The sequence below is a fragment of the Actinomadura sp. NPDC000929 genome (assembly GCF_040492065.1).
GTDB lineage: Bacteria > Actinomycetota > Actinomycetes > Streptosporangiales > Streptosporangiaceae > Spirillospora > Spirillospora verrucosospora.
On record NZ_JBEUPA010000027.1, the window covers coordinates 42,896 to 59,232 of the forward strand.

Below are 16,337 nucleotides of genomic sequence, written 5' to 3' on the forward strand. Positions count from 1 at the left end.
AAAGAATCGCTATCCGCGCCTCATACTGTCAACGAAACGTTTTTCAACCCGCCTTCAGAAAGCATAGAAGAAAGGGACGGGCCCCGCGCTCCGGGCCCGTCCCGCACGCGTTTCAGCGGCGGTAGAGGTTCAGCTTCTCCTCGCCGATGCGCTCGCGCAGCGCCGGGTCGTCCACGCCCTGGCCCTCGCCGGTGGCGCCGCACAGGACCGCGACCTTGCCGATGTGCTGGTTCGTCTGGACGGCACGGGTCGCGTTCCCCGCCTCGTCCAGCGGGAAGACCTTCGACAGCGTCGGGTGGATCATGCCGAGGCCGATCAGCCGGTTGATCTCGACGGCCTCGTGGTAGTTGAAGCCGTGCGAGCCGATGATGCTCTTCAGCCGCATCCAGAGGAACCGGTTGTCGTACTCGTGCCGGTACCCGGTGGAGGAGCCGCAGGTGACGATCTTGCCGCCGCGCTTGGCGACGTAGACGGACGCGCCGAACGTCTCGCGGCCGAGGTACTCGAACACGATGCCGGGGTCCTCGCCGACGAGCCGGCGGATCGCCTCGCCCAGCATCCGGCCGGCCTTCGGGTGCCGCAGGCCCTGCTCGCCGAGCTCCAGGTCGTTGCGGTTGATGATGTGGTCGCAGCCCTGCGAGCGGACGATGTCGGCCTTCTCCTCGGAGGAGACCACGGCGACCGGGATACCGCCGCCGTTCTTCACCAGCTGCGTCGCGAACGAGCCGAGCCCGCCGGTCGCGCCCCAGATCAGCACGACGTCGCCCTGCTTCATGCGGGCGCCGTGCGACCCGACGAGCATCCGGTAGGCGGTCGCGGCGCACAGCGTGTTGGAGCCCGCCTCCTCCCACGTCAGGTGGGCGGGCTTGCGGATCAGCTGGTTCGCCTTGACGATGCAGTACTCGCCGAGCGACCCGAAGTTCGTCTCGAAGCCCCACGCGAGCTGGCTCTCCGACATCATGCCGTCGTCGTAGGAGCCGTGGTCCTCCTCGTCCACGTAGGACGGGGACAGCACGACCTTGTCGCCGACCTTCCAGCTCTTCACGCCGCTGCCGGTGCGCACGACGACGCCCGAGCCGTCCGAGCCGAGGATGTGGTACGGCAGGTCGTGCCGGGCGCCGTACCAGCCCTGCCGGCCGAACTTCTCCAGGAACGCGAACGTCGGGACCGGCTCGAAGATCGCCGACCAGACGGTGTTGAAGTTGATCGCGGCGGACATCACCGCGACGACGCACTCGTCGGGCGCGAGCTCGGGCATCTCGACCTCGCCGACGTGCAGGGAGCGGCGCACGTCCTTGTCGGTCTGGCCCTCGAAGATCCCGACCTCGTCCTTGCGGGTGAACGCCGCGCGGAAGCGGGTCGGCAGGTCGATCTCCTGCAGCTCGGGACCGCTCGCGCCGGACCGGACGGCGTCGAGCAGGGCGTGGGACGGGCCGGGGTGGGCCATGGGGAAGTCCTCCGTGGAACGGGGTTCGGGGGGCGGCCCTCAGCGGACCGTGATCGGCGCGGGGACGGCGTCGCTCTCCCGCCGTCCCGCGAGCCTGGCCTCCAGGTGCGCGGCGAGAACGCCCACACCGGGCGGATCGAGCAGGTTGAGATGGTGCGCGCCGGGGATCGTGACGATCTCCAGGTCGGCGCAGAGCCCGCCGAAACCGTTGGTCCCGTCGAGCACGTAGCGTGCGTCCCGCACGGCCCAGGGGGTCTCCTCGGGCGCGTGGTACAGGATGACGTGCCCGTCGTAGGGCTCCGGCTTGTACGCCTCCAGGGAACGGGTGTCCTGGTGGGACGTGAGCTGGTGGGTGAGCGCCGCCGGGGGGATGTGGTCGACCAGCGGCGCCGCACGCTCCATGACCAGCGCGAACTGCGACTCCTCGTCCAGCCCGGACAGCTCCTCGTAGGTGAGGGCGACCTCCAGGCCGTAGGTCTCGTTGATGTAGTCGGCGAACGCGGAGAAGCGCCGGGCGAGCGTGTCGGACTCGTCGTCCACCGCGAGCGGGAGGCCCGCGTCGAACAGCGCGACGAACTCGACCTCGCGGCCCGCCCGCGCCAGCTGCCGGGCGGTCTCGTAGGCGAGGACGCCGCCGAACGACCAGCCGCCGAGCCGGAACGCGCCCTCGGGCTGCGCCTCCACCAGGTGCCGGACGTAGCGGGCGGCGCGCTCCTCGACGGGCGGCGCGTCCTCGAACCGCTCCAGCCCGTACACCGGCTGGTCGTCGCCGAGCAGGTCGACGAGCTGGCGGTAGCAGGCGGTGGTGCCGCCGGCCGGGTGCGCGATGAAGATCGGACGCCGGTCCCCGGAGGATCTGAGCGGCCGGACGGTCTGCCGCGCCGCCTCCTCGTCGGCCGCCCTGAGGTACTCGGCGACGTTCTGCGCCGTCGGCGTCTCGAACAGCTCCCCGCGGGTGACCTCGCCGCCGACCTCCCGCGCGACGAGGGCGACGACCCGGTCGGCGTCGCGGTCCCGGCCGCCGAGGTCGGCGAAGAAGTCGGCGGTGACGCCGACGCGGTCGAGGCCGAGGACGTCCTCGAAGATGCGGACGGCGAGGCGCTCGGCGGCGTCGCGCGGCATGACGTACCCGGACTCGGCGTTCGACACCGCCGCGGGGGCGGGGGCGCCGGCGTCGGCGAGGCCGAGCTCGCGGGCCGCCCACTCCTCGAAGACGTTCACGCTGGCGCCCTGGAGCAGCACCGACGCCGGGACGGTCAGCCCGAGGTCGTGCTCGACGCCGCTCTTGATCCGGACCGCGACGAGGGAGTCGAGGCCGAGGTCGGTGAGCGGGACGGACGGGTCGAGGCGCTCGGGGTCGAAGCCGAGCACGGCCGCGATCCGGTGCCTGACCTGAGCGGCGATCATCTTGCGGGCGGTGGCCGGGTCGAGCTCCCCGAGCGCCTCCACGCCGGGCCAGTCACCGGCGTCGCCCGCGCCCAGCTCGTCGGCCGCCTCGGTGAGCGCGGCGAAGTAGGGCATGTTCCGGATCTCCGGGAACAGGCCGACGGCGGTGGCGGGGTCGAAGCGCAGCACGCCCGTCGCCGCCCTGCCGTGCACGAGGAGGGCCTCCAGCGCCTCCGCGCCCTCCGCCGGGCTGATCGGGTCGATGACGGCGACCGACGTCTCGGCGGCCCCGCCGACCCGCGACCACGTGCCCCAGTTGATGGTGGTCCCGGGGCGGCCGTTCGCGCGCCGGTACGCCATGAGCGCGTCGGTCGCGGCGTTCGCGGCGGCGTAGGCGGCCTGCCCCGGCGAGCCGAGCAGCGCGGCCGCCGAGGAGTGCGTGACGAGCCAGTCGAGGTCGAGGTCCCAGGTGGCCTCGCTGAGCCGCCGGGCGCCCTCGACCTTCGCCGTCCACACCCTGTGGAGATCCTCCGGGCCGAGGTCGGCGATCAGCCGGTCGTCGATCGCTCCGGCGCCGTGCACCACCCCGCACAGCCTGGCGCCGCCCTCCTGGGCGACCGCGACCAGGCGTTCGGCCGTGCCGGGCCGGGCGATGTCACCGAGCACGACGCCGACGTCGACGCCGTCCTCGCGCAGGCGGGCGATCACCTTCTCGGCGTCGGCGTCGGGGCCGCCGCGCCCGGACAGGACGATGCGCCCGGCGCCCCGTTCGGCCAGCAGCCGCGCGGTGACCAGGCCGATCCCGCCGTACCCGCCGGTGATGACGTACGCGCCGCCGCGCCGGACGGCGCGCTTCTTCCTGGCCGGAGTCTCCGGCAGGACGGCCTGCGCGAGGCGCGCCACGTGCCGGGTGCCGGCGCGCCAGGCGACCTCCCGCGCGTCGTCGCCCGCGAGCAGTTCCGCGACCAGATCGGCGGGACGGTCGACGTCCACATGGGTGGCGCGCTGGACGGTGCGTTCGAATGCCAGAACCCTGGTGAGCGCGCTGACGAACCCGTGGCCGGGCACGCCCTCCCCTGCCAGGGGCAGCGCGGAGCGGGTCGCGATGTAGAAGCGGGGGCCGTCGGGCAGCGAGCGGCTCACCCCGGCGACTGCGAGGACGAGTTCCTCGTCCACGAGATCGGCGGGCGGGACCAGCACGACGCCCTCGACCGGCTCGGCCATGGCCGGATGGTCGTCCGGCGGCCGGTTCGTCGGCCGGTGCCGGATGACGCGCCTCCCGCGCTCCTCCAGCCCGGAGGCCGCCGCGTTGCCCAGCGCGTCGTCCTCGTCGGCCAGCACCAGCCAGGTGCCGCCTTCGGACGGCTCGGCGCCCTCCGGGAGGGGCGTCTCGTCCCAGACGAGTTCGACCAGCTTGTCGGCGAGCGGGACGGGGATGTCGTGGCGCTCGACCCGGCGGAGCACGATGCCGGTCGCCTCGGCGAGGACCTGGCCGTCCGCCGCCAGGAGCGCGACCGAGCCCGTCACGCCCTCCTCGCCCCGGACGACCCTCGCCTGGACGTGGCCGCCGCGGTGCGTCGGGCCGAACACGCGGAGGCTGCCGATCGTCTCGGCCTGCCACACGCCGCCGTCGCCGCCCGCCGCCTCGTCCGACAGCACGGACAGGCAGCGGTCGAAGACCTCGGGGTGCAGCCGGTAGTGGCGGCTGCCGCGCTCGGCGGCGGCGACCTCGGTGGCCGCGCCCGGCCCGGACGCGGCGGGGGGACGGCGGTCCTCTCCGACGTCCGCGCTGGCCAGCCGCGCCCACGTGCCCGCCGGGGTCAGCGCGTGGATCTCCACCCGCTGCTCCGCCTCGGTGAACGTCGTCGTCACGGTCGCGTGGTCGGCGAGCGCGAGCGGCCGCTCCATCCACAGGCTGTTGACACGGACGTCCTCGGTGCCGAGCGCGGCCGCGCCGGCGGCGAGCGCCATCTCCGCGAACGCCGCGACCGGCAGGGCGTGGACCCCCGCCTGAGCGCCGGCGCCGGCCGCGCCGCGCAGCCACGGCTGCGCGGCGAGCCCCACGTCGGCGCGCCAGGCGTGCCGGTCTTCGCCGGGAAGCTCCACATGCGCCCCCAGGAGGGGGTGTTCATCGCGCTTGCCCGATGTGCTCGCCGACAGGTCGACCCAGTGCCGCTCGTGCCGCCACGGCGACTGCGGGACGTCGACGATCCGCCCGTCCACGGGCCTGCCGATCGTGTGCCCGTGCGCGGCCAGGGTGGCGAGCTGCGCGTGGAACGTCAGCGTGTCGTCGGTCTCCTGGCCCTTCGGCGCCCGCCTGAGCGTGTGAGTGACGAGCGCGCCCGTCCCCTCCAGGGTCTCGCCCACCGCGTGCGCGAGGATCGGGTGCGCGTTGACCTCGACGAACGTCCGGAAGCCGTCCTCGGCGGCGGCCGCGACCGCGTCCGTGAGCCGCACCGCGTTCCGCAGGTTCGCCGCCCAGTGGTCGACGCCGAGGGCGGACGCGGAGTCGAGGTACGCGCGGGGATCGTCCTGGGCCGTGGTGTAGAGCCTGATGCCCTCGGCGAGCGGGGCGCCCCGCTCGGCCCCCACGCCGGCGAGGAGTTCGCGCAGCTCGGGCAGGAGCGGGTCGACCTGGGGCGAGTGGCCGGCGCCCTCGGCCTGCACCATCCGGGCGAGCCGGCCCTCGGCCTCGGCCCGCTCGACGATCTCGGCGACCTGTCCGGCGTCGCCGGTGACCACGGTCTGCCTCGGCGAGGAGTGCACGGCCGCGTAGACCTCGGGCAGCCCCTCGCCGAGCCGCGCGACCTCCGCGGCGGACGCGCCGAGGACCGCCATCGCGCCGCCGCCGACGAGCCGCGTCAGCAGGCGCGACCTGCGGCAGATGACGCGGACGCCGTCCTCCAGGGTGAGCGCGCCCGCGACGACGGCCGCGGCGACCTCGCCCATCGAGTGGCCGACCACCGCGCCGGGCGTGACGCCGTACGCCCGCCACATGCGGGCGAGGGCGATCTGGATCGCGAACAGGACCGGCATCGTGTCGGCCGGGCCGTCCGGTTTGCGGCCCTCTTCGAGGAGCGACCACAGGTCGGGGCCGCCCTCCTCGGCGAACAGGCCGTCCAGGTCGTCGATGGCCTCGGCGAACGCGGGCTCCTCCTCCAGGAGCCGCTGCGCCATGCCCGCGCGCTGCGCCCCGTACCCGGAGAAAACCCAGACGGGACGGCCGGGCGCGCCAAGGGCCGTCCCCGTCACCACGCCCGGGTGGGGACGCCCTTCGGCCAGGGCGGTCAGCCCTTCGACGAGCCCTGCGCGGTCTCTGGCGGCGACGGCGGCGCGGGCCCGTCCGCGGCCGGCGCGCCGGTGCAGGGTGCGGGCGACGTCAGCGAGCTTCACGTCCTGGTTCGGGAGCCACTCGGCCAGCAGGGCCGCGTGGTCGCGGATGCGGTCGTCGCTGGTGTCGGACAGGGGGAACGTCCTGACCACGGCCGGTTGGACGGTCGTCTCCTGCGCGGGAGCCTCTTCCAGGACGACGTGCGCGTTCGTCCCGCCGAAGCCGAACCCGGACACGCCCGCCCGTGCGGGCCGCCCCCGGTCGGGCCACGGCGTCTCCTCGGCGACGACCGCCAGGCGCAGCTCGTCGAACGGGATGTGCGGGTTGGGCTCCTTGTAGTGCGCGCTGGGCGGGATGACCCGGTGGTGCAGCGCGAGGACCGTCTTGATGAGGCCCGCTATGCCCGCCGCGGACTCCATGTGCCCGAGATTGGACTTCGCGGAGCCGAGCAGCAGCGGCTCTCCGGGGCCGCGGCCCGCGCCGAGGACCTCGCCGACCGCCTTGGCCTCGATGGGGTCGCCCAGGAACGTCCCCGTTCCGTGGGCCTCGACGTAGTCGACCTCTCGCGTGTCGACGCCCGCGCTCGCGTAGACGTCCCGCAGCAGGGAGCGCTGCGCGTCGGAGTTGGGGGCGACGAGGCCGTTCGAGCGCCCGTCGGAGTTGACGCCGGAGCCGCGGATCACGGCGAGGATCCGGTCGCCGTCCCGCTCCGCGTCCGACAGCCGCTTCAGGACGACGGCACCGCAGCCCTCCGCGCGGACCATGCCGTCGGCGGAGGCGTCGAACGCCTTGCAGCGCCCGTCCGCCGCCGTCCCGCCGGCGAGGTCGAACGTCATCGTGACGGTCGGCGACAGCAGCAGGTTCACGCCCCCGGCCAGCGCGACGTCGGCCTCGCCGCCGCGCAGCGCCTGCGCGGCGAGATGCACCGAGACCAGCGACGACGAGCAGGCCGTGTCGACGATCATGCTGGGGCCGCGCAGGTCGAGCAGGTACGACAGCCGGCCCGCGATGATGCCGAGCGACGCGCCCGTCGCCGTGAACGGTTCGAGCGAGGCCAGGTCGGACGCGGTGAACGCGGCGTACTCCGGCGCCGACACGCCGACGAACACACCCGTGCGGCTGCCGCGCAGCGACGCCGGGCCGATGCCCGCGTGCTCGAACGCCTCCCACGCCACTTCGAGGACGAGCCGCTGCTGCGGGTCCATGACCGCGGCCTCGCGCGGGGTGATGCCGAAGAACTGCGCGTCGAACCCGGCGACGTCGCGCAGGAACCCGCCGAGCCGCGTCGTGCGGTCGAGCAGGTCGCCGACCTCGGGGGAGCCGTCGTCGAACGCGTCCCACCGGCCGTCCGGCACCTCGCGGATCGCGTCGCCGCGCCCGGTCAGGAAGCGCCAGTAGTCGTCCGGCCCGGTCAGGTCGCGGCCGCCGCCGGGGAAGCGCAGCCCGGCGCCGACGACGGCGATGGGCTCATCGCTCGCGGCCCGCCTCGCGGCCGGCTCCGGCGCCGGGGTCTGCGCGGGGGTCCCGCCGGCCAGCGCGACGGAGAGCTTGTTGATCGTCGGGTGTTCCCAGACGAGGGTGGCGGGGAGGGCTCGCCCGAGCATCTGCTCGAGCTCGCCGGCGATCGCGACCGCGTCCCTGGAGGCCAGACCGAACTCCTCCAGCGGCCGGTCGGGGTCGACTTCGGCGGCGGTGGTCCTGGAGCGGCGCGCGATCTGCTCGATCAGGTGCCGGCGGACCGAATCCTCGCTGATCCGTGTCTCGTCCTGCGCGTTCTCCCGCGCGGCTCCGGAACGATCGTTGCTCTGCATGCGGTGCGTTCCCCCCATGAAACCGGGATCGTTCGTCGAAGCGGAGGGACCACTTTGTCTCACGATGACCGACTCACGATGCGCACCCAGACCACTTTTCTCCCCCACGTCTTGTCACGGTGATGACAAGACTCGGCAGTAACCAATGTGGCCTGATGGGATAGTTGTGGTACCGCGGCCTGGAGTCAGGGCCGAGTAACGAAGCGCCAACCAATAGTAACAATAGCGACGACTGTTTTTAGGGGGAAGCGGCGGATTTCCGCGGCCGGTGCGGGAGTTCACGCCGTACGGACTGTTGACCCGCGGCCGATACCGATGGGCGCTGGCGGTGGTGGCCGTCAGCGCATTCATGATCACCATGGACAACACGGTGGTCGCGAACGCGCTGCCCACCATCATGAGCGACCTCGACATGTCCAACTCGGCCAAGGACTGGGTCGCCACCGGCTACATCCTGATGTTCTCCTGCCTGATGGTGGCGGGCGGGCGGCTCACCGACGTCTTCGGCTGCCGCGTCACCTTCGTGTCCGGGATGGTCGTCTTCACCGCCGCGTCCGCCGTCTGCGGCCTCGCCCCCGACTCGGCGACCCTCATCCTCGCCCGCGTCGCGCAGGGCGCCGGCGCCGCCCTGGCCCTCCCCGCCACCCAGGTGATGGTCACCGTCGGACGCACCGACAAGCAGCGCTCCCTCGGCACGATCGTCTGGGTCGGCGCCGGCTCCAGCGCCACCGCCCTCGGCCCCACCATCGGCGGCTTCATCGTCCAGCAGTGGAGCTGGGGCTGGATCTTCCTGATCAACATCGTCCCCGGCGTGCTGGTCATCCTGCTCGGCCTGGTCGTCCTGACCGGCAAGGGCGAGAACCGCGACGCCCGGGTCGACCTGCCCGGCGTCCTCATCTCCGCCACGATGCTGTTCGCCTTCACCTACGGGCTGGAGTCGGGCAACAAGCACGGCTGGGCCGACCCGTCCGTCCTCAGCGTGTTCGCCCTCGCGTTCATCGCCCTGGCCTGCTTCGTCCTGGTGGAGAGCTGGGCCCCCGACCCGATGATCAATCTGCGGTTCTTCCGCAACCGGGTCTTCGCGGGCGGCCTGCTCTCGCAGATGCTCTACGGCATCGGCTTCAACGGGATGATCTTCTATTCGGCGACGTTCCTGCAGCGCTTCCTCGGCTTCTCCCCGCCCCAGGCGGGCCTGGTGATGCTGCCGCCGTCCATCGCCATCATGGTCATGACGCCCGTCGCGTTCTGGCTGGCCGCCAAGCTCGGCCCCCGCCCCGCCATCGGCGGCGGCCTCGCCCTCATGGCCTTCGGCATGTTCCTGTTCTCCACCATCCAGCAGGGGGACGGCTACGCCGACCTCATGCCCGGCGTCATGATCGTCGGCGTCGGCGCCGCGATGGGCATGCCGCTCGTCATGTACGTCCTTAAGGCCGTCCCGGAGCAGCAGGCGGGCGTCGCGAGCGGCATCATCAACGTCATCCGCGAGGCGTCGGGCGCCTTCGGCATCGCCATCATCGGCCTGCTCGTCCACCACGTCCCCGCGGAGGGGGCGAGCGCCGCCGAGCTGGAGACGTTCCGCAGCGGCACCGCCTCCGGCCTCATCCTCGGCGCCGTCCTGGTCCTCGTCGGCGGTCTGATCAGCGGCCTCACCCTCCCCAGCCGCCGCGGCTGGCTGGGGCCCAAGCACGGCAAGTCCTCACCCCTCGTCGAACCCGCGCCCCGCGGCTCCGACCCGTCCCCCCGCGACCCCGTCCCCGCGCTGACCGCCCCGGTCGCCGTCGCCGCACCCCCGGGCGAGCCCCTCCCACTCCCCCTCACCTGGGAGGAAGACCCCATGCCCGAACCCACGCCGGGCCCCCACTGGTGGACCGACACCGATCCGAAGCCCCAGGACGACACCTCCACCTGGGCAGCCGAAACCCCCTGGCCTCCGCCTCCTCCCGCTGCCAACCCCTGGAAGGACTGGCCCACCGCCGAGCCGCCGCCCGGCGCTCCCGCGTCCGAACCATCGGCAGAGGCCCCCGCACGAGTTCCGCCACCGGCGACCGAGGCGTTCCCCTTGCCCGGCGAACAGGGCGCAGCCGAAGAGGGGCCCGGCGACACCTCCCCCTGGACGCCCCCAGAACCCCCACCGAGCGCCAGCGAGATCGCCGGACCACCTGCCGCGCACGAAGGGGCAACGCCGATCGAAGGCACCCTGACGGAGCTCCCGGAAGAACTCCCGGCCGAAGACGCGAAAACCCTGCCGGACGAAGGCCCGAGAGAGCCCGGTGTGCGGGCCGACCTCGACGACGACGGGGAGCGTCCGGCGCCGCCGGAGGGGTGGTACGAGCCCTATGTGCCCGAGGCGGAGCCGGTGGAGGAGCCTCGCATCGTCCCGCGCAGTGACGCCTGGTAGGAGGTGGACGTGAGCCGGATCGTGATCTTCGCGGCGGGGTCGCGGGGGGACATCCAGCCCTGCGTGGCGCTGGGGCGGGCGCTGCGGGCGCGGGGGGACGAGGTGCGGCTGGTGGCGAGTGCGCGGTACGCGCCGATGGTCGTCGCGGCGGGGCTGGAGCTCGCGCCGCTCACGGCGGATCCGACGGAGATCCTCGAATCGGACGCCGGGCAGGAGTTGCTGGCCGGGGGCCGGAATCCGGTGAAGTTCCTCGGCGGCTTCCGGCGGATCCTCGGGCCGATGGCCGAACGGTTGCTGTCGGAGTGTTCGGACGCCTGTAAAGGCGCGGATCTGATTCTGGGACCCACACTCGGATTCCTTCCCCGGCACCTGGGCGAACATCTCGGCGTTCCGTGGGCATTGGTCCATTTCCAGCCGAGCGAGCCGACTGGGGCGTTCCCGCACCCGTTCGTCCCGCAGGCGCGCATGCTCGGGCCGTGGGCGAATCGGGCGAGCTTCCGCGCGGTCGATCAGATCGCGTGGCAGCTGTCGCGCCCGTTCATCAACCCGTGGCGGGACGAGGTGCTGGGGTTGCCGCGGCTGCCGCTGCGGGGACGGCGGTCCGACGGCGGCCCGGTGCTCGCGTGCTTCAGTCCGGTGGTGGTCCCGCGCCCCCGAGACTGGGCGCCGAACGTGAACCTGACGGGCTACTGGTTCCTTGACGAGCCGGAGTGGGAGCCTCCCGCGGACCTCGCGGATTTCCTGGCGGCGGGGCCCGCCCCGGTGTACGTCGGGTTCGGGAGCATGGTGCCGAAGGACGCCGAGATGACCGGGATGGCCGTGCGGACGGCCCTGAGGCTCGCCGGAGTCCGCGGCATCGTTCAGGGCGACCCGGCGACGTCGGACGAGGACGTGCTCGCCGTCCGGGACGTGCCGCACTCGTGGCTGTTCCCGCGCATGGCGGCGGTCGTGCACCACGGGGGCGCCGGCACGACGGCGGCGGGGCTGCGGGCGGGTGTGCCCACCGTGGTGTGCCCGTTCTTCGGCGACCAGCCGTACTGGGGCGAACGCGTCGCGGCGCTGGGGGCGGGGCCCGCCCCGCTGCCGTTCCGCGCGATGACCGTCCCGCGGCTCGCCAGGAAGATCCGCCGTGCGGTCGGCGACCAGGGGATGGCCGACCGGGCGAGCGAGGCGGGGCGGCGCATCCGGGACGAGAACGGCATCGGGCGGGCCCAGGAGATCATCGACTCGCTCCTGTGACGGGCGGGTGTCAGGAGGAGTCTTCTTCCTCGCCCCAGTGCCAGCCCGAGCCGTCCGCATTGGGGACGATCACGCGCCGGCGGCGCGGCGCGGGGCGCGGCACCGGCTGCGGCGGGCCGTCCGCCCACGGCGCCCAGGGCGCGCCCTCGGGCTCGGGGGCCCGGCGGAGCCCCGCGCCGTCGGCGGCCGACTGGAAGACCAGCTTCGGCGACGCGTCCGCGTTCGGCTGCGGATCGGACTGGAACGCGGCGTTCGCGTCCACTCGCTGACGGGCGCGCGGCACGTCCGCGGGCGCCCCGTTCGAAGGGGCGTCGGGCTCGACGGTGTCCGGGCGGACGTTTCCGTTCGACGGCACGGCATTCGCGGGACGCGGGGTCGATTCCGCCCAGTCGATGGCGTAGGGGAAGGGCTGCTCGTCGGGGAGGCGGGGCGGGGCCACGGTGGCGCCGTCCGGGACGAGGACGGTGCGTTCGCGCAGGTCCATGCGAGCGTGCAGGCCCGCGAGGAAGCCCGGCAGCCACCAGTTGGCCGCGCCCATGAAGCGCATCGTGGCGGGGACGAGGAGGGAGCGGACGAGGGCGGCGTCCACGACGACGGCCACGAACATGCCGACGCCGATCAGCTTCACGACGGTGATCCCGGCCATGCTGAACGCGGCGATGACGAGGAGGAAGAGCAGCGCGGCGCTGGTGATGATGCCGCCCGTGTGCTGCATGCCGGACGCGACCGCGACGCGGTTGTCGTGCGTGAGGTCCCATTCCTCGCGGATCCGGCTCAGCAGGAAGACCTCGTAGTCCATGGACAGGCCGAACACGACCGCGAGGATGAGGATCATGCTGGTGGCCTCGACCCCGCCGGTGGGGGTGAAGTCCAGCAGCCCGGCGAGGTGCCCGTACTGGAAGCCCCAGACGATCGCGCCGAACGAGGCGCCGATCGACAGGACGTTCATGACGATGGCCTTCAGCGGCAGGACGATCGAGCCGAAGAACATGAACAGCAGGAGGAACGTGGCGACCCCGACGACGAGCGCCATCTTCGGCAGGGATCTCATCAGGCTCGACATCAGGTCCATCTGGCCGGCCGTGCTGCCCCCGACGTCGATGTGCATCGGGTAGCCGTCCTTGGTCAGGCTCATCGCGCGGATCTCGGTGACGAGGTCCTGAGCGTGCCGGTCCATCGGCTCGTACTTGTGCGTGACGGAGATGCGCACGCCCCCGTACGAGCCGGAGTAGCCCGTGAACTGGGCCTCGGTGACGCCGGGAAGGGACGCGAGCTGCTTCCGGAACTGCTCCAGGTAGGGCGGGATGGGGTCGCCCTTGCCGGACGGCGTCCAGTCGCGCGGGATGAGGTCTCCGGACACCACCACGTCGATCGGCTCAACGGTTCCGTTGGGGAAGTCCCTCTTGATGGTCTCCACCACGGCGCGGGTGGGGCTGTCCTTGGGAAGGACACGGGCGTCCACACTGCCGAACTGGACGTTGAGGAACGGCACGAACATCACGCCCAGGATGACGAGCACGACCGCGAAGTACGGGAGCGGATGCTTCATCACGCTGTGGCCGAGCCGGTACCAGAAGCCGCTCTCCGGGTCCCGCCGCGCGCGCTTGGCATTGGGGCGCCGCCACCACATCTGCCCGCCTTCGACACGCGGCCCTAGAAGAGCCAGGAGCGTCGGCAGCAGGACGGTGGCTCCGAACACCGCGACCATGACGGTGGCTATGCCGGCGAGCCCGATCGTCCGGAGGAACATCTGCGGGAAGAGCAGAAGGCCCGCGAGAGCCGCGGAGACGGTGACGCCGCTGACCATGATGGTGCGGCCCGCGGTCGCCATGGTGGCGGCCAGCGCGGCCTCACGGATGGGCTTGAGCGCCGTCCTGTGCGCCTCCTTGGCGGCCTTGCGCGCCGCCTTGTCGCGTTCTCGCTTCCAGGGCTTTCCCGGTGGCAGGCCTTCCGCGGTCATGCCGCGCTGAAGTTCCTCACGGAAACGGCTGATGATGAACAGGGAGTAGTCGATCGCCAGGCCGACGCCCATCATCGTGACGACTTCCAAAGCGAAGGACGTCACGTCCGCCGCGTACGTCACCACGTGCAGGACGGCCAGCCCGCCGACCGTCGAGAAGACGCCCACGATGATGGGCAGGACCGAGGCCGTCACGGCGCCGAACAGGATGACGAGCAGGATGAGCAGGGGCAGCGCGGTGATGGTCTCCGCGCGGACGATGTCGGCCACGACCTGCTGGCCGAACTCCTCGCCCAGCGGGACGCTGCCGCCGTACCGGACGTCGAGCCCCGGCGCGGCCAGGCTGTCCTTGACGGCGTGGTAGTTCTCGAACTTGTCCGCGCCCTCCGTGCCCTTCAGTTTCACCGCGACGAAGGTCGAGTGCCGGTCATGGGAGGCGAACGTGCGCGCAGCCTCGCCGTTGAACGACCAGTAGGAGATGATCTCGTCGACCCGGGCCTTGGGCAGCCGCGCGATGGTGGTGACGACGCTCGCCTCGAAGCGCGGGTCGTCCACCGTCATGGTGTCGCTCGAATACAGGACGAGGACGTCGGGGTTGGTGCTGCCGAAGTAGGTCGCGCCCAGCTTGGCGACGAGCGTCGAGGACGCGTCGGGGTCCTCGAAGCCGCCCTCCTTGAACTTGGCGAACACGCCGAGTCCCCAGGCGCCCGCCACCCCGGTCATGATCAGGATCAGGACGAGGCTGGTCCAGCGTCGCCGGTGGATGAGACGCCCCAGCCCCGAAAGCATGATCCTCCTGTTTCGCCGCGGCCGCCCGGAGGCTCCCTCGCCCCCGCACGGCCCGTTCCGTCGTCACCTGCGAGACGCCAGGCGCTCCGCGGTCGTCGCCAGGTCGCCGTCCAGGTAGCGCTGCCGGGTCGCGGCCCGTGCGATCTTCCCGCTGGAGGTGCGCGACACGCCACCCGGTTCGATCAACACGAACGCGTGGACGCTCATCTCGTGCTCGACGTTGACGGCCGCGCGGACCGCCGACTCCACCTCGTCCACGTCGAGCCGCCCGAGGGGGACGCGGCGGTTGCGCTCGGCGACGACCACGAGCCGCTCGGTCTCCTCCCCGGTGAGCGCGAACGCGGCCACGTGGTCGGGGCGGACCGCCGGGTGGGCCTCCTGCGCGGTGACCTCGATGTCCTGCGGGTAGTGGTTGCGGCCGTCCACGATGATGAGGTCCTTGATACGGCCGGTCACATAGAGCTCGCCCTCGTGGACGACCCCGTAGTCACCGGTCTTCATCCACGGCCCGGACGGCAGGTTCCCGGGCTCGGACAGCTCGCCGCCGAACGTCTCCTGGCTCCGCTCGGAGTTGCGCCAGTAGCCGGGCGCCGTGTTGGGGCCGTGCACCCAGATCTCGCCGACCCGCCCGTCCGGCTGCTCGACGCGGGCCTCGGGGTCGACGATCGCGACGATCTGCCCGCACGGGCGCCCGCACGACACCAGCGCGGTCGTCCCCTCCGCGCCGTCCTCGCGGAGCCGCAGGTCGCCCTGGGTGAGCGCCTCCCGGTCCACGGAGATGATCTTCGGCGGGACGTCCTCGGCGGCGGCCGTGACGAACACGGTCGCCTCGGCCAGCCCGTAGCCCGGGGCCTGCGCGCCGGGACGCAGCCCGGCCGGCGCCAGCGCGTCGGCGAACGTCGACAGCGTCGAGGTGCGGATCGGCTCCGCGCCGTTCAGGCAGGTCGTCAGCCCGGACAGGTCCAGGTCGGCGATCTGCTCCGGCGAGGCCATGGACGCGACGTACTCGTAGGCGAAGTTCGGCCCGGCGGTGTAGACGTTCTTGCCGGGGCGCTCCGCGATGAGCTGGAGCCACCGCATCGGGTTCATGATGAACGAGACGGGGTCGGTGTAGATGGCGTGGTCGCCGCGCACCAGCGGCAGCGCCATCGTCGCGATCAGCCCCATGTCGTGGAACAGCGGCAGCCAGCTCACCAGCTCGGGGTCCGGCTTCTCGGGCGCCCACCCGGCCCACAGCTGCGCGGCGTTCGCCGTCACGTTCCCGTGGGTGATCTCCACCCCGGCCGGACGGCGCGTCGATCCCGACGTGTACTGCAGGTAGGCGACGTCGTCGAACGCGACCGTCTCGTCCCGCCAGCGGTCGGCCAGGGCGAGGTCGACCTCCTCGGCGAACAGGATCTCCTTCGGCTGCGGGACGTCGTGGTCGGCGAGGAACTTCTCCACGTGCGGCAGCGCGTTCCGCGTCGTGACGATCACCGCGGGCTCGGCGTCGGTGTAGGCGCCGATCAGCCGGTCGGCGTGGCCCGGCAGGTCGGGGGAGAACAACGGGACGGCGATGACGTGCGCGTACAGGGCGCCGAGCATGGTCATCATGTAGTCGAGCGTCTGCGGCAGCAGCAGCGCGGCGCGCTCCCCGGGCCCGGTGACCTGCCGGAGCGCCACCGCTGTCGCGCGCGCCCGCCGGTCGGTCTCGGCCCAGCTCAGCGTGAGGTGCGTGCCCGACGGGTCGGCCGAGTAGTCGACGAAGGTGTAGGCCGGGGCGTCCGGCTTCTCCCTCGCCCACCGCGCGACCCGCTCGATCAGCGGGGTGCGGCCGGAGCCGCCGGGCAGGAGTTCGGGAAGCAGCGAGCCCAATGCCATTGATCATCTCCCGAGGGGACGGGCCGGACGGGGCCGTGGACGGTGCTGTGAGGGGGTCGCACTCCGCCGGCGAAGGTGCGCCGCGCCTGCCGGACGACTCTGTCTGGACGCCCCCG

6 protein-coding genes are annotated in these 16,337 nt (G+C 72.7%); 2 read left to right on the forward strand and 4 right to left on the reverse strand.

What is annotated here, in order from left to right; translation table 11 throughout:
* Positions 1-112: 112 nt before the first annotated feature.
* Positions 113-1,447 carry a crotonyl-CoA carboxylase/reductase gene (gene ccrA / locus ABWI04_RS13150; RefSeq protein ID WP_353832554.1) on the reverse strand — a complete coding sequence of 445 codons (1,335 nt, stop codon included), beginning with the start codon at positions 1,445-1,447 and terminating at the stop codon, positions 113-115.
* Positions 1,448-1,486: 39 nt separating this feature from the next.
* Positions 1,487-7,975 carry an SDR family NAD(P)-dependent oxidoreductase gene (locus ABWI04_RS13155; protein WP_353832555.1) on the reverse strand — a complete coding sequence of 2,163 codons (6,489 nt, stop codon included), beginning with the start codon at positions 7,973-7,975 and terminating at the stop codon, positions 1,487-1,489.
* Between the two features lie 331 nt (positions 7,976-8,306).
* On the opposite strand from ABWI04_RS13155, the gene ABWI04_RS13160 reads away from it, so the two are divergent.
* Positions 8,307-10,373, forward strand: a complete 2,067-nt coding sequence (locus ABWI04_RS13160; protein WP_353832556.1) for a DHA2 family efflux MFS transporter permease subunit — start codon at positions 8,307-8,309, stop codon at positions 10,371-10,373.
* A gap of 9 nt (positions 10,374-10,382) precedes the next feature.
* A complete protein-coding gene (locus ABWI04_RS13165) occupies positions 10,383-11,612 on the forward strand; it encodes a glycosyltransferase (RefSeq protein WP_353832557.1) in 1,230 nt (409 codons plus the stop codon).
* 10 nt (positions 11,613-11,622) lie between these two features.
* Here the strand turns inward: ABWI04_RS13165 and ABWI04_RS13170 are convergent, their stop codons facing one another.
* Both ABWI04_RS13170 and ABWI04_RS13175 read right to left on the reverse strand, forming a co-directional pair.
* On the reverse strand, positions 11,623-14,361 hold the full coding sequence (locus tag ABWI04_RS13170) for an MMPL family transporter (RefSeq protein WP_353832558.1): 2,739 nt from the start codon (positions 14,359-14,361) through the stop codon (positions 11,623-11,625).
* Between the two features lie 63 nt (positions 14,362-14,424).
* On the reverse strand, positions 14,425-16,221 hold the full coding sequence (locus ABWI04_RS13175) for a fatty acyl-AMP ligase (protein WP_353832559.1): 1,797 nt from the start codon (positions 16,219-16,221) through the stop codon (positions 14,425-14,427).
* Positions 16,222-16,337 lie beyond the last annotated feature (116 nt).

Coding starts and splice junctions, on each gene's coding strand:
- ccrA (WP_353832554.1), bottom strand. CDS start 1,447: ATGGCCCACCCCGGCCCGTCCCACGCCCTGCTCGACGCCGTCCGGTCC.
- ABWI04_RS13155 (WP_353832555.1), bottom strand. CDS start 7,975: ATGCAGAGCAACGATCGTTCCGGAGCCGCGCGGGAGAACGCGCAGGAC.
- ABWI04_RS13170 (WP_353832558.1), bottom strand. CDS start 14,361: ATGCTTTCGGGGCTGGGGCGTCTCATCCACCGGCGACGCTGGACCAGC.
- ABWI04_RS13175 (WP_353832559.1), bottom strand. CDS start 16,221: ATGGCATTGGGCTCGCTGCTTCCCGAACTCCTGCCCGGCGGCTCCGGC.